The sequence below is a fragment of the Candidatus Seribacter sulfatis genome, assembly GCF_964187635.1.
GTDB lineage: Bacteria > Verrucomicrobiota > Verrucomicrobiia > Opitutales > Seribacteraceae > Seribacter > Seribacter sulfatis.
On sequence record NZ_CAXLMO010000061.1, the window covers coordinates 1 to 17,561 of the forward strand.

Sequence of the window (17,561 nt, forward strand, 5' to 3'; positions counted from 1 at the left end):
CCCAATAATTGACTGTAAGCAATTACGTCGGTTTTTACCGCGTCTGGAAGGGCATTGGTCGCATTCGCACCGGCCTGTAGTGCTTTACCTCCGAAAGCGATTGCGGAGACGCCTTCCTTTAAGATGACAATGTTATGGCCCATCGCAATCTTGGGTAATGTACCTTCGTTTTTGAATTCCAATTCAATTTGCTCCCCTGCCTTGACCTCAAATTCTTTTACGCTGAATTGCATTTGATCGTTTCCGGATATGGAAACCTTGGTCGCTGCCTGAAGGTTTGTAAAAAGCAAACATGATAGAGTAATGATAGATAAATAATTCATTTTCAGTTATCTATTGGTGAATTAAAAAAATCCAATTCGAAGTAAATGTTTTTTAACCGTTCGTTCCTTTCGTTCAGTCTTTAATAGTCAGACTGTTTGCTTTCTTTAGCTAGGTACTGATTTTTAACTCTTAATAAATTATTTTTATATTAATAGAAACTTTCTAGAGAAAAACCCTTTCAGGAATGGGGAGTTGTAAATAGGATAGAATTGTGGGGTCTCATTCTTAAAAAGAAGACACTGAAAGTAGTCAGTCAGAATTCTTAAACGCGGAAAGTATTGATACTCTTAAACAATAATGATGGGGAGTTGTAAATAGAATACAATTGTGGGGTCTCATTCTTAAAAAGAAGACACTGAAAGTAGTCAGTCAGAATTCTTAAACGCGGAAAGTATTGATACTCTTAAACAAGAATGTCTTGAAGAGATCGGTGGTTTCGGGAATAAATTTGAGTCCCAGTACTAATTAATTTGGTACTTTACCCGGCTCATTCGTTAGGCAGTTCAGTTGAATTCTGTTGAATTTCTTCTAAATCAAATGTCAATGATTTGCTTTGGTTCGAGTCAATTACAACCAACTGCCCATGAACTAAAGCGGAGCAAAGTTTTTTTACTAAGTCTGACTTCATTGCCTCTTCTGGGCTCAAACCTAAGTTTGAACCAAATCTGTCAATTAATTCGTTAAACATATAATAGTAATGTTTTCTTTTTTGAATTTCTTACACGGAAATAAAAATAATTTATTTTTTATCTGGATAGATGAAATGGTTTTAAATTTGAAATATAAACTATGCATAAGTATCAAATAGCAGGGTGATCAAGTTAAATTTAATTCCTCCCTGAACCTGACTTTTAAAATGCTAAATAATAATGATTTGACTGGGATTTTTGAAAAATTGAAAATTGTACTAGATCATAAAGAGAAGGTTTAAAAAGAATCTGTAAATTGCGAGTCATCCTTGATCTTAAAAACTTGGTTCCGATTAGAATCTACGATAACCACATGACCGTGAATCAGGTCCGAGCAGAGCTCTTTTATAAAATCTGATTTTAAAGCTTCATCGGGGGTTAAGTTTAAATTGTTTCTGAGCCGATCTATTAAATTGTAAAACATGTTATTTAGGAATTGTACTTAATGCAGATTTTACCTCAAAATATTTTAGTAAGTTAGGTGGTGTTGTATATAAATAATAAGTTACAGCATTTCTTAAATTAGCCCTTTATCTTACAAATTTCTCAAAATGAATACACAGGATTTAGGAACACATTCGACTCCGGTAACTAAAAGCTCTAAATATTTAATAATTGAACGATTCCATAGAATCCTGTCCCTATTACTAATAACCAAGGATGACTCAAAGGGATCAGTGGTGGAGTGGGAGTTTAGGTAGTTTTAATCTACTTCAAAGGCCAAGCAAGCCTCTGTTAATGATGCCGGTGCAATATTTAGCCAGTAAGGATCACATCGAGGAGGGTTTGACCAAATTTTTTTAATTTTGCTTCACCAATCCCGCTAATACCGAGCATTTCCTCAAAGCTTTGGGGTCTTGCTTGGGCGAGTTCAATTAAAGTTTTATCGTTGAAAATAACATAAGCGGGAACCCGTCTCTTTTTAGCCATTTGCTGACGGGCAGTTCTGAGGTTTTCATAGAGTGACTGATCGAGATCATTATCCAGCACGACTTTAGACTTTTTACCTGATTTTTCTTTTTTGGCTTTTTGCTTTTCTGTCAATTTACGAAAGTTGACACTTTCTTTCTTTTTTAGAAAAAGAAATCCTTTCTCCGTAATCTTGATTCCATTGTGTTCATTGACATCGACCATGAGAAGGTTTTGCGAAACCAACTGTCGGAAAATATTCTGCCACTCGTTTTTGCTCAGTTTATCCCCGATCCCAAATGTGCTTTGCTTGTCGTGTCCAAATCGTTGGATACGGTCATCCACCTTACCCATCAATACATCGACCACATAGACCATGCCAAATCTTTGTCCCGTCCTAAATACTGCGGAAAGAGCCATTTGGGCTGCAATAGTACCGTCAAAGGTTTCCGGTTTGGTGTCACAGGTATCGCAATTTCCGCATGGTTCACCGGTATCGTCAAAATATTCAAGCAGTATTTGCCGTCTGCAGATTGCGGCCTCGCACAACCCGAGTAGGGCGTTGAGTTTTTGATTTTCGATACGTTTTTGGATATCCGGGGCCTCCGAGTTTTCGATCCAGTTTCGCTGCATGGCGGCATCATCCATTCCATAAATCATGTAGGCATTGGAAGGCAGTCCGTCGCGTCCAGCCCGTCCGGTTTCCTGGTAATATGCCTCAATTGATTTGGGAATGTTCATGTGGGCAACATAACGAACATCGGGTTTATCAATCCCCATGCCAAATGCGATAGTCGCAACAATAATAATATTGTCTTCTCGCAGGAAACGGTCCTGATTTCGGCTCCTTACCTGGGGAGTCAGACCGGCATGGTAGGGGAGGGCATTGATATCCTTTCCCTGTAACCACTCGGCCATATCCTCGACTTTTTTCCGAGAAATACAGTAAATGATCCCGCTGTCCTCCGAGTGATTGTTTTTAATAAAATCAAAAACCTGTTTTTTCGGATTATTTCGTTCTAAAATGGAGTAGTGAATATTCGGCCGGTCAAACCCACCAACAAAAGTTTTTCCATCCCCAAGTTTCAGCCGGTCAACAATGTCTTTTCGCGTCGCCTTATCCGCCGTGGCGGTCAGGGCAATCCGGGGTATTCCCTTAAACCGCCTGGCGAGAAGGGAAAGGGCAGTGTAATCCGGGCGAAAGTCGTGGCCCCACTGGGATACGCAATGAGCCTCATCAATCGCAAAGAGGGCAATGTTTACCTGATCTAGTAATTCAAGGAATTCCTCCATGACCAGACGTTCGGGGGCAACATATAATAGATCTAACTGATTATTTTCCAGCTTCTGCCTGACCCGGAGTACCTCTCCATAAGGCATCCCGGAATTAATGGCACCTGCAGAAATACCGAGCTGTTCAAGTGCAGTGATTTGATCCTGCATCAGGGCGATCAGAGGAGAAATAATTACCCCCACTCCTTCCCGGCAAAGTGAGGGGATTTGGTAGCAGAGTGATTTTCCGCTTCCAGTGGGCATCAGGACAAAAGCACTTCCCCCTTGGACGACATGATCAATAATCCCTGCCTGTTGCCCCCGAAACTGACCATAACCGTAGGTCTGCTTGAGGATAGTCAGCGGATTATTCACGGATTGATGCACGGTGATTTAGGATGATAATAAATGAGAATTGATTGAGGAATGAACCGAACTGAAATAATAAACAAATACCTTATTTGCCACTTCTTGGACTCCGTCGAGCCAATAAAGAATTTATCGGGATTTTGAGTCAGATTTTATTAAGTCAACAGGGTTTAGTTGCTTTCATTTCGAGATTCTTCTCCGATCTTTTCCAATTGTCACTACCCGCTATGGACTTGTAGGTCCTCTTTTCGGCAAAACCAATACCGCCGAATGGGTTGCTCCTCTTGTATGGTCAAGATTGAACCTGCCTGAAGGGCGTCTTTTCTTTTTTGTATTTTCAGTTTCTCATTGTACTCTTTATCGATGCGTATAATCCCTCCCTCCTGGTCATTGGTAGTCACCTCAATCATTTCCACCTGAAAGAAAACCACATTTTTAGATTCGTGATATTAAAATGATGGTGTTAGCCAAGGGGCTGTTGAGTGCTAATTTCTCATCAAGGTGAAATTGGGCCAAATTCGGACGAACCGCTCCTCCGTAAGCCTTTCCTGCGGGTGGGTGAATGGTAATAACATACTTCATTTCATGGTGGTTGTTTCTTTCTTCACTATCTTCGATGATGAATCGTTTGGAACTTGAATTGACGAAGTTTGTGATTCGTTCGAGAAACAAACTTTTTCTTTTACAATAGGTAGATGCTATAGGGTTTTATTAGGTTTTAAGCTTCACTCGAGTTGGTATTTTTGCTAATATGTTTATTTGTTATTGGTCGTGATCAATTTACTATTGTAAGCCTTTAAGCTACTCCCTCCCAAACATTAACATTACTAATATTATGTCTATTCGTTCGTTCCTTTTTTACGCTCTTGTTGTGGTTTGTTCTTCAATGGGACTTCTCAAAGAGTCCAATGCCGCAAATGCAAAGAAAGAGTCGGTTAAGCCTTATTCATGGACTACAGATCATGTTCATGTCGGAGTACGCTGGCAACCTTTCGGTCTGAACGGGTGTGATATGAATGATGCGAATAGACCCCTGATTTCTGAACATAGTAGTTATGCACAGTTTTGGGTGAGTTGGAATGCGGCAGAACCGACTGAGAAGCACACGGATTATAAGAATAATATTTCCGGGTACCTGAAAGCGATTGAAAATGCAGTGGATGCCTGCGTAGCACGGGGAGTCAAAACGGAATTGGTAATGTGGCACTGTCCGGGATGGGCGTCCGAATCGGGGAAACCAGGAGCCTGGAAACCGAGGGTGGGGGAATATCCTGAATTTGCTAAGCGAATGGCAACACATTTTAAGGGTAGGGTAGATGCCTTCCAGCTTTATCATGAGGTCAACCTGCAGGGCATGATGAACCAGGCGGATATGAATTTTATTATTAACGAGGTTTTCACCAATGGTGGAAGAGCGATTCGCAAGGTGTACGACGCAGAGCCAAAAACACCTGTCATCATATCGACTTCGGGAACTTCTCCCTGCCAGCCTTGTGGGGCACGTGAAGGTTTAAAGGGTGTGGGCGCAGTAGCGGTGGATGATTACTACAATCAATTGATTGCCAATAAGGAAATGATGGATGTGGTGGATGCTTTAAATCTGAATATTTCGGACCACTCCAATGGATATGGCAAAATGGATGGCAAGATCATCCCCAATTGCTGGACTCAGTATGATTTGGCTCGCTCTAAATTGGATAAGGCGAATTATTTATCGAAATCAGTTCTCTCTTCGGAGTCTTGGATTGTATGGGATAATTCCTCCAATAACCATGATGTAAATGGAGATGGCGTTAAAAATGAGGTCGATGCGTTTGATAAGACAGTGACCATTTTTGGTAAAGTGTTGGAGCGTGGTTTGAACACGGTGAACATGCCCTGGTGCGATAATTCAAGCCGTTGGTCGATGGGACTGGTCAAGCGGGTGGATTATAATGGAAGAGTGAAGAAACTAAAACCCGAATGGGTGATTCCATCCAATGACGGAGGACCGGATATTGTTACCCGTAAGCTTGGTTTACGGGGTGGATCGGATGATACTTTTCAACCGGTGGAAAATGATGCGAAGGGATTACCATTCACGGTTGAAGATTACATCAATCCGGGCGATCCCAATCATCTGCATTATTATGTGTGGCGTTGGTATTCTCAATTTGCAGGTGGTTCGGATGAGGTCATCCGTCATGCGATTAAAGGGGAGGATGGGAATGATATTCTTGTTTCTGGAAATGGTATGACAGGTAAGGAACAATACAAAATTTCGTCTTATAATCGGACTAAAAATAGTTTTACTGTTTTAGTTTACTCAGGAGGTGCGAATGGAAAAGGCACCTTTGAAATTGCCATCCCCTCTACCATTCAAAATGGGGTGCACTATAACAATGATCATTCCATGAACGATTTCCGTGGGGAGGGTTTCAGGGAAGGAACTAAGTATAGAGGCAATATTGTGACCAAGGACATCAGTCGGAAAGATGGAAGTGATCAAAATTCTATAACATTGCAGGTTTCGGATGCTGTCGTAGTTAATGGAGTTTTAAAAGCGAGGGTAAGTGAAGCACGTAAATTCACCACCATCGAATTTTACGAAGTTAAATAGGACCGTTCTCTCGGCTTTCCTTTTTCATTTGATCCCAGATTTCCTCGGTTCGTATCAATTGGGCAGCATCATTCTTTTTTTGGTTTTTTTCCAAAAGCATGAAGTGCATTGCCCGAAAATTGATGTATAGTTCTCTGGCTTGATTCGGATTCGAAGTAATGTCGCTGCAGTCTGCAAAGACTTCCGAGTTCAAATTATTTTCCAATTCCCAAAAGGCCTCCACGAGGAGCCTGTCGGGAATATTCACAAAAATTGTTCGGCTTTGAACAAACTAAATGAACTTGTGAATGAACATACGAGTGCGTTCAGGGTTGGTAGGGTTGGTGAGAATATCCGATGGAATCAAGCATGCCCATGAGTTGCCTGCCGTATTTGAGGTAAATTTCAATCGGATCTTCCTTGGATCCTGTGTTTGAATCCGCATCATGAAAAACCGCGGCGAGGTGAGGTTCGATCGAAATTCCCCCGTCATATCCGCTTTTCATCAGGTCAGTCATCACATCTAATACACGGCCCTTTCCCTCTCCGGGATAGGTATATACTTCCTTGTTTCCATTTTCTGGTAATGGATTGAGGCAGTCCTTGACATGAACATAGGCAATATGGTCTTTCACATTTAGATAAAATTCCCAAGGGTCCTGCCAATGGTTTCCCTCTCTCGATCGGTCACGGTTAAATACAGGATTTCCGGTGTCGTATACCAGTTTTATACCCGGGAGGGCATCGATAAGTTCAAGAGTGTGTTGCCAACTCATTCCCCCGTAGTTCATGCAGTTTTCATGCACCACGGTAATCCCCTCAGCACTAAATGCATCAAGAATGAGTTGCAGGCGCCTGATACGTTCCTTCGCCATTAACTCGACCCCTTCAATTACTTTATAGCTCATTACCCGAACAAAGCGGGTGCCCAATTTTTTCATCCGGGGAATAGTTCGGTTGATCTCCGCCTCGGTAATGGCAAAGTCGTCACGTACATCTTTTCCCCAATTGGCAATGGCAGACCCAAAGGCGTTAATATGGACACCGCTTCCATCCAGTGTCTCGCAGACCTGATCAAATGCTTCCTCACTTAGATCGTGAATGTTCTTCCCATTGATGAAGCGAGATTCAATCGCGTTCCATCCGAGTTGTCGGGTCACTTCAATTTGAGTTTCAATATTTTGGGACGCTTCGTCCGCAATGCCGGTTAAATACATAATTTAAATTGTTACATTAGAGAGAGATTTTAGCACCATCGTTCTTCATGGACTGGTAAATAGCGGTGATTAATTCAACTGCCCGCCTGCCTTCCGTACCGTCGATTTCGGGTTTCTCACCGTTACGTAGTGCGTGGAGTGCATTTTCAAAATTTCGCTGGTGCCAGAGAAAATCGATCGCTTTGGGGTCCGCTGCCCCAGCCCCTGATGTATTTTCATACACTCCATGTTCGGAGAGAATTTTTTCATCTGCGGGTTGGTGATTTTTCAAATCCCATACGCTAAATTTGTCGTCCACCATCATGATAGATCCTTGGTCCCCGCAGATATGGATGGATGCAGGTAGCCCGGTGTTGGAAAAACAGGCGGTGGAAGCTTGGATGACTCCGCGAGCTCCGGATTTAAATTCAACAATTGCTACGGCTACATCCTCCACTTCAATTCCTTCGTGTGCTTCCAAGCCGCCCGAGGCGGATACAGATTTTACATCCCCCAATAAATGAAGCATGAGATCGATCGTATGGATCGACTGGTTCATTAGGGCACCCCCGCCATCAAGGTTCCAGGTTCCGCGCCACGCTCCGCTGTCGTAGTATTCCTGAGAGCGCCACCACTTAATTGCAGTGTCACAGAGCACAATTTTTCCAAGCCTTCCCTCCTCGATTGCTTTTTTGAAAATGTAAGTGGAGTCATTAAAACGACGTGGGAATACACCGGAAAGAGAAACTTTATTTTTCTCGCAAATCCCGATCATCTGATCAATTCGCTCGGTGGTGACTTCCAGTGGTTTTTCACAAATGATATGCTTTCCCGCCTCTGCCGCTGCGGTGACATGATCAAGATGGGCACCACTGACTGAGCAAATGGTGACCACCTCCATATCAGGATGACGGAGGAATTCACTTAGGTCGGAGTAACCGGTACAGCCGTATTTGTCCGCGAATGTTTTTGCTTTTTCGTCCTTACGGGCAAAGGCGGCGACTAATTCCGCACCCTCCATGGCTTGAATGGCTTGGGCGTGAAAATCAGCGATCACGCCCGCACCAATAATTCCAATTTTAAAAGATTTCATTTTGTAAGTTGTACCTCTTCAATAGACCGAAGGGTCAGAGTTCAAGGATTTTGATATTTTTAAAGCGGTACACCTGACCTTTTTCACCGTGGTGTTGAATCGCAATGAATCCCTTGGCATCAGTTGAATCTTTCAAATCGGTGGTCTTGACCCCGTTTACCCAAATTTGAATATGCTCGCCCAGACAGCGGATTTTGTAATGGTTCCAATCACTTCGCTTAAAGGCTCCACTCCTATCCTTTTTCCAATGTTCGTCGTTGTATGGATTTACGATTGGTTTTTTCGGATGAATCCAACCGCGCCGACCTTCGTCGTATAAACCACCGGACCAATTACGGTCGGAACCGTCCACTTCTGCTTGATAGCCGAACATGCTTCCATTCTCCCTTTTTTGGGAGCGAAAAAGAAAGCCGGAATTCGCTTTTCCTTCAGGCAATTTTATTTCTGCCTCGAGGATGAAGTCGCTAAATTTTTGGTCGTAGGCAAGAAAGAATTTTTTATTCGCGATTAGTTCGATCACTCCTTTAACCACTTTAAATTCACCGTGGGAATAGGGGTTGTGCCATCCGGATAAATCCTTTCCATTAAACAAATTGACCCATTTGTGTTTGGACTTCTCGGCACCCAATGGAGAAAGGAAAAGGGAGGTAACAAACGGGAAAAGTACGAGGAAGCAAAATTTCATAGTAAAAAGAGTTAGTGGTGGTGGACCGAGTTACTGAGTTTTTTAAACTAAATTGACACCAGGCTTAACTCGTGTAAAGCCTTTATGTTTATAAATTCTATTCCTTTATGAAAGTACTGCTTACCACCACTTCTTTTCAAGACACACCCGGACCCCATCACGACAAACTCAGTGAAGCCGGGTTTGAACTTCTCTGTGAACGGGGCCCGTTGACAGAAGCCCGGATGCTTGAGTTAGTGGGGGATGTAGACGCCTTTATCTGTGGGGATGATGAAATCACTAAGGCAGTAGTCGACCGGGCTCTTCCCCGTTTGAAAGTGATTTCCAAGTATGGAATTGGGTTGGATAAGATTGATGTCGGTTATGTTACGGAGAAAAAAATACCGCTTACTTTTTGCCCCGGGGTAAACCACACCACAGTGGCGGAACATACTTTTGCTCTGCTTCTTGCTTTGTCGAGGCAGTTAATTACAGAGGCAAATCACTGTGCGGCTGGCGAGTGGGTACGATTGACTGGAAATGAAATTATGGGAAAAACTATTTCCATCATTGGAATGGGCCGGATTGGTAAAGAAGTCGCAATCCGGGCGAAGGCATTCGGAATGAAAGCGGTCGGGTTTGATCTTTATTGGGACGAAAAATTTGCCCGTGAGTATAATGTGAAACGCTGCGAAAATATTGAAGAGGCACTGAATGCCGGGGAAGTGGTCAGCTTGCATGTCAACTTAACCGATGAAACGAGAGATTTGATTAATGCGGAAAGTATTTTAAAAATGAAGGACGGGGTAATTATCCTGAACTGTGCACGAGGAGAAATTGTCAATTCAAGCGACCTTGCCGATGCATTAAATTGCGAAAAGGTGGGCGGCTATGGTGCGGATGTTCTCGATATTGAACCGCCTCCGTCTGACCACCCGATTTTACGGGCTAAAAATACAGTGATCACTCCGCACATCGGATCGCGTACCTATGAGTCCGTACAAAGACAGGCAGGAATGGCGGCGGAGAATCTGATTCTTGCCTTGAAGGGTGAGAAACCACTTGCCCAGGCAAACGATGTGCCGATAATAAACCACACTTGATCGAAATTTTCACACTCATTCAGAAGCATGAACCAGAGCGACGAACAGTTTTACATAGTACCCGAGGGCACACACAATACCCTTGTTAAAAATGCCTATGCTCACCGAGGTTTTGACCAGGAGGAGTGTGATGCCGCGGCTCGCTTTTCTTCCTACGCCACCCATCACGGCATACGGACGCACAATGCATTAAAAGCATTGCACTTGGACGATCTTTTTGGATCGAAAGCGGGGGGATGCAAACCATCGGCTACAATCATTAAAAAGGAGAGTCGTTTTGGAGCCTCTCAGGTTTGGGATTGTCAGTATAAATTGGGCCAGGCTACGGCTTATGAGGCCATGGATGCCTGCATCGAATTGGCAGATAAATACGGGATTGGGCAAATCTCGGTGGATCACGCATTTCATTATCTTTGGGGTGGTGGCTATGTAATGGAGGCAGCCAAGAAGGGCTACATTGCCTACACTAATTGCACGGCTGCGATTACGGAAGTGGTTCCCTTCATGGGGAGTAGTCCGACTTTGGGTACGAATCCCCATTCCTGGGGTTTTCCTACCACTGAGGCACTTGGCTTTCCTATTGTGATTGATTGGGCGACCTCGGTCATTGCAATGGGGCGGGTTCAACAACTCAAGAGGGAAGGAAAGTCTCTTCCTCCGGGTGCTGCGGTTGATTCCGAGGGCAATGAAACCACAGACCCCCATCAGGTCGCCGCTCTTAAACCTTTCGGTGCTCATAAGGGGTATGGTTTATCATTGATCAATGAATTGGTGGCCGGGTTTATTGGTGCGTCCAAGCCCACGCTACGGAGCAAGCATTTGAATGATGGAGATAAGCACACCCCTAATTTTTATTTTCAGGTTATCCATCCGGAAGCACTGAGTAGCGGGGCATTCGCGCATGGAAGAAATCAGTCTGAAAATATAAAAGTCGTACTTGATGATATTTTAGGGGAAGGGAATGAAAAATGTATTATTCCCGGGCAGATTGAGGCCCAATTTGCGAAGTTATCCGAAGAGGCAGGGGGACTGCTTTTTTCGGAAAAGGAAATTGAAGAATTTAATTTGATTGCAAAGGAGTGCGGATCGGAACCTTGGCAATTAAGTGCCTTAGAAAAAAGTGGAAATTAATTTATGAGTCTCGACATTAAATCAAAATCTGACTGCCGTTACGACCTTGTCTCGCTCGGTGAAATTATGCTTCGTCTCGATCCGGGTGAGGGCAGAATACGAACGGCACGAAATTTTTCCGCCTGGGAAGGGGGAGGGGAGTACAATGTGGCCCGCGGATTACGCCGATGCTTCGGAATGGACACGGGAGTAGTTACCGCATTTGCGGATAATGAGATCGGCCGATTAATAGAGGATTTTATTTTGCAGGGTGGTGTGGACACTTCGCTGGTTCGTTGGGTTCCCTATGACGGACTCGGACGGGAAGTGAGGAACGGGCTAAACTTCACTGAGCGCGGTTTTGGTATTCGCGGAGCGGTCGGAGTACCTGACCGTGGACTGACTGCAGCCTCTCAATTGAAAGTCGGAGATATTGATTGGGATGACCTATTTGGAAACCAGGGTGTTCGCTGGTTTCACACCGGGGGGATCTTCGCGGCGTTGTCCGAGTCCACTGCAGAAGTTACTGCGGAAGCGGTACAGTCTGCCCAGAAATACGGAACCGTGGTTTCTTATGATCTGAACTACCGTCCATCGCTTTGGAAATCGATCGGTGGGATTGAAAAGGCCCAGGAAGTGAATCGTGCGATTGCCCGGAATGTGGATGTGATGATCGGGAATGAGGAAGACTTTACTGCCTGTCTCGGATTTGAAGTGGAAGGTGTGGACGAAGCAATTTCTACGATCGAGGTGGATAGTTTTAAGAAAATGATCACCCAGGTAGTGACCGAGTTTCCCAATTTTAAGGCGACTGCGACCACGCTGCGTACCGTGAAGACGGCCACACTGAACGATTGGGGTGCGATCTGCTGGCAGGATGGAAATTTTTATGAGGCGGTTCATCGTCCGGATCTAGAGATTATGGATCGGGTCGGCGGCGGAGACAGTTTTGCCTCCGGTTTAATTTATGGATTTCTTCAGGGGCATGATGGGGATCAGGCAGTAAATTACGGAGCAGCTCATGGGGCTCTGGCGATGACAACACCGGGAGATACTTCCATGGTGACTGTTGCGGATGTGGAAAAAGTAATGGGGGGTGGTGGAGCCCGGGTGGTAAGGTAAATCTCAACTATTTATTTCCTATGAAAGAATTATTTAATATAAGCGGAAAAGTTTTTGTCGTAACCGGTTCAACTGGTGTTCTTGCCGGAGGAACTGCAAGGTATTTACAGGAGCAGGGTGCCAAAGTGGCTTACCTCGGAAGGAATCAGGCTAAAGTGGATGCAGTCTTGGAAGAGGCGGGAAAGATATCCGAGCATTGCCTGGGAGTGACTACTGATGTACTTGACGAAGATGGGCTCAATAGGGGGTATGAGAAAGTGATGAACGAGTTTGGTCGGGTCGATGCCCTGATCAACGGGGCGGGCGGAAATATGCCTGGTGCGACTATTGGCCCGGATAAGGAAATTTTTGACCTTAATATAGACGACTACAGCCAGGTGATGGACTTAAATCTTAAGGGTACGGTTTTGCCGACACTTACTTTTGCCAAAGCATTTAAGGCACAGGGCACGGGTTCAGTAATTAATTTTTCGTCTATGTCTTCGGGCCAGGCCTTGACACGGGTTTTGGGATATTCCAACGCCAAGGCTGCAATCGATAATTTTACCCGTTGGATGGCGACCGAAATGGCATTAAAGTACGGAGATGGAGTCCGCGTGAATGCAGTGGCCCCGGGATTTTTTATTTCCAATCAAAATCGGGCTCTTTTGCTTAATGAGGACGGCTCATTTACCGAGCGTGGACAGCAGGTCATCAACAAAACTCCATTCAGGCGCTTTGGAGAGCAGGAAGAAATTTACGGAACCATTCATTATCTACTTTCGGACGCCGCTTCTTTCGTAACTGGAACCGTTGCGGCGGTGGATGGCGGATTTTCTTCTTTCTGCGGGGTATGAAATCTCGTATGATTGGTTAATTGATGAAGGCAAAGTATTATTCAACTGCTGAATTGGCAGAGAAGACAGGGACTTCGAGGCAGGTAATCTCCGCAATTATAAACGAGAAGTGGAAGGAGAAGAGAATTTCGCAGGCTACATACGAACGCATTAAGAAAGCGATGGATGACCTTGGCTTCGTACCGGACCGGACTGCAGTCTCACTCAAAAAAGACAGTCGCAAAAAAGTGGGAATACTCTGTCATGGTCCTTTATATTCCCATATTTTGACTGCGATTGAAAAACTCAATCACCATTTTTTAGACCAAGGAATTCCAGTTGAAATGCACATAAGTGCGGAAGGGAGACTCGCCGAAGGATTACGGGATTTGATGGGCCAGCGAGTGGAAAGTTTGGTTGTGCTACTCAGTCCGATGACCCGCAACTTTTGTGAGGTTGATTTGAAGAACCCATCGATTCTCAAATTATTACGGGTAGTGCCCAATATTATATACAATTTTCCTTTTGGGATTCATGAAGACTCGCTTGAAAAAGAACTGACCCGGGGAGGTTCTCAACTGATCGGTTTTTCTAAGGAAAAAGCATACACTCAGTTTTTTAAAGATTTTACTGCCCCAGAGAAGACCCGAATTTTGATGGACGACAAGATTTTTGCACTGTTTAAAGCTGGAACACAGATGAGCAAGATTTGTGAGAGTTTTGATCGATTGGATACTTATCCCAATCCCCAAAGTGACAAATTGGACCAAAACCCTTTTCTGATTGGAGAAAAGCTTGCTCATATGCTTCTTCCCAGGATCAGAGAGCAGCACTATGATTTTATTCTGACCTCTTCGGATCGGATTGCCCAGGGCATGGCCGCTGTTTTAGAGGATGCAGGGTTATCTATTCCCCAAGATATTAACCTGCTTGGATTTGATAAAATAGATTCTCTTCCCTACTTTAAGCATGCCTTGCCCACGATTGAAGTGCCGATACAACCAATGATCGATGAACTTCTTGCCACATTGAAAAAGCAAAAATGGAATGGAAATTCATTTCGGGTTGAAGCAAACTTGATTGGTACTTAAGGAAAATTTGATTTTTTAAGTTGTAGGACTTTCATCCTGTCGATGGTATGGTCAAAAATTAAATAATGAGTACAGTTGACCAGTTCGAAAGCGTTTTTAAGGCAGCCGCCAAAACAATCTATCTTCATGAAAGCCCATCCTTAGGGAAGGTTTTGTTGGTCACCGATATGGAAGAGTCCGATTCCACATTGTATTTAAACTCGGTACGTAAGTATTTTGAGAAGACTCTTCTTCCCGGTGAAACGAAATGGGAGGTGCTTTCCAAAAAAGACTTTCAATCCGTTAAGGAGTTGCTCGGTAAAGTCGAAGAGTACCAACCGGATTTGCTCCTCACTTATCGTAATCTGAGGAGTGAGTCGTGGAGGTGGCCATACAGCCTGGGTGAACACTTGGATGTTCTTACCCAGGTAACCACCACGCCCGTTCTTGTGTTACCCCACCCGGATCGGGATGATGCATCTGAACTTTTAGAAAAGTCTCCTGAAAAAGTAATGGCGGTGTCAGGTCATATGTGCGGGGAAGGTTCCCTCATTAAATATGCATCTGCCTTCACTCCCAAAGGGGGGAAGCTTTTACTGAGCCATATTGAAGATAAGGTTACCCTTGACCGTTATCTTGATGCGATTGAAAAGATTCCTGATATTGATACCGACGTGGCCAAGGAAACTCTGCTTGCCCGACTGCTTAATGATGCCAAAGATTTTGCCGAGTCTGCTCGGTCTAGTTTGGAACGTGCCGGTCTTGGGATTTCAGTTGAGTGCATGGCTCAATTAGGATCCCGTTTGGAGGATTATCGAAAACTTATTGAAGAGGGAGAGGTCGATCTTCTAGTTATGCACGCCAAAGAGGATGATCAATTAGCGATGCATGGTATGGCCCATCCTCTCGCGGTTGAACTTCGCTCCGTACCCATTCTTTTATTGTGAGTATATTACCGAATTTCCTGGCATCTTCCTCTGCCCATTCTGTCAGTCCGGGAGTGACATATATTTTTCTAGGATTGCTGGTGTGTATGATTCTCTGCCTCGCTTTGGAGGAAAAGATTCACGCTAAAAAGTCTTTGATTGTGGGGTTGTTTTCTGTCGTGGCCCTTTTTCTCGGTGCCTGGTTTAATCTGCTTCCGTTTACAGATGTAAGTAATCTTGTCATTGGTGGACACAAAATTTCTCTGCCTGTTTATATTCCGGGCGTGGATTGGGAAGTCATCGCGATCATACTTGGTTCCTCCCTGTTTGTGGATGTCACAAGCAAGTCCGGACTCTTCACTTGGGTCGCGGTCAAATTAACCAAGCTTTCTTCAGGTGATCCTCTTCGCCTACTTATTCTGTACGGGGTAATGACAGTGGTTTTTTCCGCGGTGTTGAATAATGTTACCGCCATGATCATCGTGGGTTCACTGACTGGAGTCTCTCTTAAAAAACTCAATCAATCAGAAAAACTGCTGGGTTTTCTTCTGGTGGAGGGATTACTCACCAACATTGGAGGACTGCTCACCCTTATTTCTTCAGTGCCCAATATTATTGTGGGTAAAACGGCGGGGATTGAATTTATTGATTTCTTCCTGAAAGCGGCACCTTATGTGGTAATTGCCACCGTGGTTACCCTTTGGCTTGGTTCCAGGCTTTTCAAGATCGGTTCACTTAAAACCGAGGAAGAAAAAACTTCCGCTAAGAATTTGGTGGCTGGATTTGATGAGAACGAAGGAATTGAGTCGCCCGGTTTTTTCCGCTTTGGAGCCATTATGACTTTTGTGTTTATTGGAACTGTTGCCATGACCTCGCAATTGCCTGTGGTCAACGAGCTCGGACTTGGCTTTGTGGCACTTTCCTTTGCTGGCATAATGCTCGTTCGCTACAAGTCAGTAGCGGATCGGTTTTATAAGACAATTGATTGGGACTTACTCTTTTTCTTTGTCTGCTTATTTGCGGTAATTAATGTAATGGAGCATGCCCGTGTGCTTAACCTAATTGGTGATTGGCTCATGCCCATTATGGGGCTGGGTGATTCAGCGGGTCCAGCTGCCCTGCTTGTCGCCTCAGCCGCGGCCAGTTCGGTAACCGATAATATTCCCCTTGCCGCCATGTTGGCTAAGATATTAGGAGCGATGCCCGAAATTTCATCCAATCCGGACAGTCCTTATTGGTGGGCGGTAATTTTTGGTTCAAACTTGGGTGGTAATATTACCCCAATCGGGTCAGCATCCACTTTGGTTTCAGTTACCATTATTCATAAATACGGATTGAAACTTTCTTTTGCCGGGTTTGTAAAAGTGGCACTTCCCTATGCAATTATCCAACTGGCCCTTGGGGTAGTTTATTTGTTAATTACTACCTAATCAGAGAGTATCAGCCGAATTGATTCGGTAACATCGATTTGCGATTTTGTTTAATAAGTCTTCGGAAAATCTTTAGGTTTTCCTTCTGGATATTTTTTGCCCAATTATCACTGCTCCAAAGATGAGAATTGAACCAGCGAACAATGTTAAGAGTGCATCCGTATCAATATTTTTGATTTCTCCAAAGAAAAAGAGCGAACAAATAACTGCCAGTGGAACCACTGCATTGTTACAAGCGGCCAGAGTTCCCGTATTCGATTGAGTTGCCCCTTTATTCCATAGGAAAAAACCTAAGCCAGAGGCTATAAATCCGAGGTAGAGAATTGATTTCCATTGTTCTAGGTTGATTTCCAATGTGCTCCAATCCGTAAACAAAGAAGAAAAGCAGGCGGCACATATAGTACCTCCTATCGTTAAAAGTGAAAACACATTACGGTCATTAATTTGCCAATTCTTATACTTCCAGTCTCGGTAAGCCACCTGGCCAAATGCGAAGGCGAGTCCAGCCCCTTGCATTAGCATAAATCCGATCCAAATATCACCACTTGGGAGTTCCTTTGCTTTGATAATTCCAGCTCCTAAAACCGATAAAATTGCAACGAGTAGATAACGCCAGGAAAACTTTCGCTGACGAATATCGTTTATCAGAACAACATAAACAGGAGTTAAAATCGAAAAGATAGCGACTAGATGAGAGGGGATATAGTAAAATGCACGCATATATAAACTGTACATTAATCCAAACTGGACTGCACCGTAGAGAATGAGACGCCCGCGGTCACGCACCGAAATGTCATGTGTTATGAGGAAGGGCAAGAATAGGAGGGATGCACATCCAAGCCGAATTGTGGCAACTATGTATGGATCAACTCCAGTTAAAGCATTTCCAAT

18 protein-coding genes are annotated in these 17,561 nt (G+C 44.1%); 8 read left to right on the forward strand and 10 right to left on the reverse strand.

Annotation, left to right across the window (positions count from 1 at the left end):
- The 5 genes from ACKPQ5_RS06670 to ACKPQ5_RS06690 form a co-directional block, all read right to left on the reverse strand.
- Positions 1-323: plastocyanin/azurin family copper-binding protein (locus ACKPQ5_RS06670; protein WP_407678321.1), on the reverse strand; the 323-nt coding region annotated here is incomplete at its 3' end.
- A 488-nt stretch (positions 324-811) separates the two neighbouring features.
- Positions 812-1,012 carry a hypothetical protein gene (locus ACKPQ5_RS06675; RefSeq protein WP_407678322.1) on the reverse strand — a complete coding sequence of 67 codons (201 nt, stop codon included), beginning with the start codon at positions 1,010-1,012 and terminating at the stop codon, positions 812-814.
- A gap of 757 nt (positions 1,013-1,769) precedes the next feature.
- Positions 1,770-3,569 (reverse strand): DNA helicase RecQ, encoded by a 1,800-nt coding sequence (recQ, locus tag ACKPQ5_RS06680; RefSeq protein WP_407678323.1) that lies wholly within the window; start codon positions 3,567-3,569, stop codon positions 1,770-1,772.
- A 212-nt stretch (positions 3,570-3,781) separates the two neighbouring features.
- Positions 3,782-3,994 carry a hypothetical protein gene (locus ACKPQ5_RS06685; RefSeq protein ID WP_407678324.1) on the reverse strand — a complete coding sequence of 71 codons (213 nt, stop codon included), beginning with the start codon at positions 3,992-3,994 and terminating at the stop codon, positions 3,782-3,784.
- A gap of 4 nt (positions 3,995-3,998) precedes the next feature.
- Entirely contained in the window at positions 3,999-4,145 is a 147-nt protein-coding gene (locus ACKPQ5_RS06690; RefSeq protein ID WP_407678325.1) for a hypothetical protein, read from the reverse strand.
- Positions 4,146-4,398: 253 nt separating this feature from the next.
- Between ACKPQ5_RS06690 and ACKPQ5_RS06695 the strand changes: the two genes are divergently transcribed.
- A complete protein-coding gene (locus ACKPQ5_RS06695; protein WP_407678326.1) occupies positions 4,399-6,162 on the forward strand; it encodes a hypothetical protein in 1,764 nt (587 codons plus the stop codon).
- Here the strand turns inward: ACKPQ5_RS06695 and ACKPQ5_RS06700 are convergent.
- From ACKPQ5_RS06700 to ACKPQ5_RS06715, 4 genes are read right to left on the reverse strand one after another with little or no spacing between them, the layout of a single operon-like run.
- Complete coding sequence (locus ACKPQ5_RS06700) at positions 6,155-6,409, reverse strand: hypothetical protein (RefSeq protein WP_407678327.1); 255 nt, start codon at positions 6,407-6,409, stop codon at positions 6,155-6,157. The two genes, ACKPQ5_RS06695 and ACKPQ5_RS06700, sit on opposite strands and share 8 nt — an antisense overlap.
- A 58-nt stretch (positions 6,410-6,467) precedes the next feature.
- Positions 6,468-7,358, reverse strand: a complete 891-nt coding sequence (locus ACKPQ5_RS06705) for a sugar phosphate isomerase/epimerase family protein (protein ID WP_407678328.1) — start codon at positions 7,356-7,358, stop codon at positions 6,468-6,470.
- A 16-nt stretch (positions 7,359-7,374) separates the two neighbouring features.
- Entirely contained in the window at positions 7,375-8,430 is a 1,056-nt protein-coding gene (locus ACKPQ5_RS06710; RefSeq protein ID WP_407678329.1) for a Gfo/Idh/MocA family protein, read from the reverse strand.
- Between the two features lie 34 nt (positions 8,431-8,464).
- Positions 8,465-9,115, reverse strand: a complete 651-nt coding sequence (locus tag ACKPQ5_RS06715) for a 3-keto-disaccharide hydrolase (RefSeq protein ID WP_407678330.1) — start codon at positions 9,113-9,115, stop codon at positions 8,465-8,467.
- 107 nt (positions 9,116-9,222) lie between these two features.
- Here ACKPQ5_RS06715 and ACKPQ5_RS06720 point away from each other — a divergent pair, with 107 nt between their 5' ends.
- The 7 genes from ACKPQ5_RS06720 to ACKPQ5_RS06750 all read left to right on the forward strand — a co-directional run bounded on the left by ACKPQ5_RS06720 (position 9,223) and on the right by ACKPQ5_RS06750 (position 16,670).
- Positions 9,223-10,197 (forward strand): phosphoglycerate dehydrogenase, encoded by a 975-nt coding sequence (locus tag ACKPQ5_RS06720; RefSeq protein ID WP_407678331.1) that lies wholly within the window; start codon positions 9,223-9,225, stop codon positions 10,195-10,197.
- Between the two features lie 27 nt (positions 10,198-10,224).
- Positions 10,225-11,328 carry an Ldh family oxidoreductase gene (locus tag ACKPQ5_RS06725; RefSeq protein ID WP_407678332.1) on the forward strand — a complete coding sequence of 368 codons (1,104 nt, stop codon included), beginning with the start codon at positions 10,225-10,227 and terminating at the stop codon, positions 11,326-11,328.
- Between the two features lie 3 nt (positions 11,329-11,331).
- Complete coding sequence (locus ACKPQ5_RS06730; RefSeq protein WP_407678333.1) at positions 11,332-12,429, forward strand: PfkB family carbohydrate kinase; 1,098 nt, start codon at positions 11,332-11,334, stop codon at positions 12,427-12,429.
- A gap of 20 nt (positions 12,430-12,449) precedes the next feature.
- Positions 12,450-13,265: an SDR family oxidoreductase gene (locus ACKPQ5_RS06735; RefSeq protein WP_407678334.1), complete on the forward strand. Its 816-nt coding sequence runs from the start codon at positions 12,450-12,452 to the stop codon at positions 13,263-13,265.
- A 23-nt stretch (positions 13,266-13,288) separates the two neighbouring features.
- A complete protein-coding gene (locus ACKPQ5_RS06740; protein WP_407678335.1) occupies positions 13,289-14,335 on the forward strand; it encodes a substrate-binding domain-containing protein in 1,047 nt (348 codons plus the stop codon).
- 65 nt (positions 14,336-14,400) lie between these two features.
- A complete protein-coding gene (locus ACKPQ5_RS06745; RefSeq protein ID WP_407678336.1) occupies positions 14,401-15,261 on the forward strand; it encodes a hypothetical protein in 861 nt (286 codons plus the stop codon).
- A complete protein-coding gene (locus ACKPQ5_RS06750) occupies positions 15,258-16,670 on the forward strand; it encodes an ArsB/NhaD family transporter (protein ID WP_407678337.1) in 1,413 nt (470 codons plus the stop codon). The genes ACKPQ5_RS06745 and ACKPQ5_RS06750 overlap by 4 nt, the downstream gene beginning before the upstream one ends.
- Positions 16,671-16,742: 72 nt before the next feature.
- Here the strand turns inward: ACKPQ5_RS06750 and ACKPQ5_RS06755 are convergent.
- On the reverse strand, positions 16,743-17,561 hold an 819-nt coding region (locus ACKPQ5_RS06755), incomplete at its 5' end, for an EamA family transporter (RefSeq protein ID WP_407678338.1).

What these genes read in the sequence shown, in the direction of transcription:
- ACKPQ5_RS06675 (WP_407678322.1), bottom strand. Translation starts at nt 1,012, where the DNA reads ATGTTTAACGAATTAATTGACAGATTTGGTTCAAACTTAGGTTTGAGC.
- ACKPQ5_RS06690 (WP_407678325.1), bottom strand. Translation starts at nt 4,145, where the DNA reads ATGAAGTATGTTATTACCATTCACCCACCCGCAGGAAAGGCTTACGGA.
- ACKPQ5_RS06695 (WP_407678326.1), top strand. Translation starts at nt 4,399, where the DNA reads ATGTCTATTCGTTCGTTCCTTTTTTACGCTCTTGTTGTGGTTTGTTCT.
- ACKPQ5_RS06705 (WP_407678328.1), bottom strand. Translation starts at nt 7,358, where the DNA reads ATGTATTTAACCGGCATTGCGGACGAAGCGTCCCAAAATATTGAAACT.
- ACKPQ5_RS06710 (WP_407678329.1), bottom strand. Translation starts at nt 8,430, where the DNA reads ATGAAATCTTTTAAAATTGGAATTATTGGTGCGGGCGTGATCGCTGAT.
- ACKPQ5_RS06715 (WP_407678330.1), bottom strand. Translation starts at nt 9,115, where the DNA reads ATGAAATTTTGCTTCCTCGTACTTTTCCCGTTTGTTACCTCCCTTTTC.
- ACKPQ5_RS06720 (WP_407678331.1), top strand. Translation starts at nt 9,223, where the DNA reads ATGAAAGTACTGCTTACCACCACTTCTTTTCAAGACACACCCGGACCC.
- ACKPQ5_RS06725 (WP_407678332.1), top strand. Translation starts at nt 10,225, where the DNA reads ATGAACCAGAGCGACGAACAGTTTTACATAGTACCCGAGGGCACACAC.
- ACKPQ5_RS06730 (WP_407678333.1), top strand. Translation starts at nt 11,332, where the DNA reads ATGAGTCTCGACATTAAATCAAAATCTGACTGCCGTTACGACCTTGTC.
- ACKPQ5_RS06735 (WP_407678334.1), top strand. Translation starts at nt 12,450, where the DNA reads ATGAAAGAATTATTTAATATAAGCGGAAAAGTTTTTGTCGTAACCGGT.
- ACKPQ5_RS06740 (WP_407678335.1), top strand. Translation starts at nt 13,289, where the DNA reads ATGAAGGCAAAGTATTATTCAACTGCTGAATTGGCAGAGAAGACAGGG.
- ACKPQ5_RS06745 (WP_407678336.1), top strand. Translation starts at nt 14,401, where the DNA reads ATGAGTACAGTTGACCAGTTCGAAAGCGTTTTTAAGGCAGCCGCCAAA.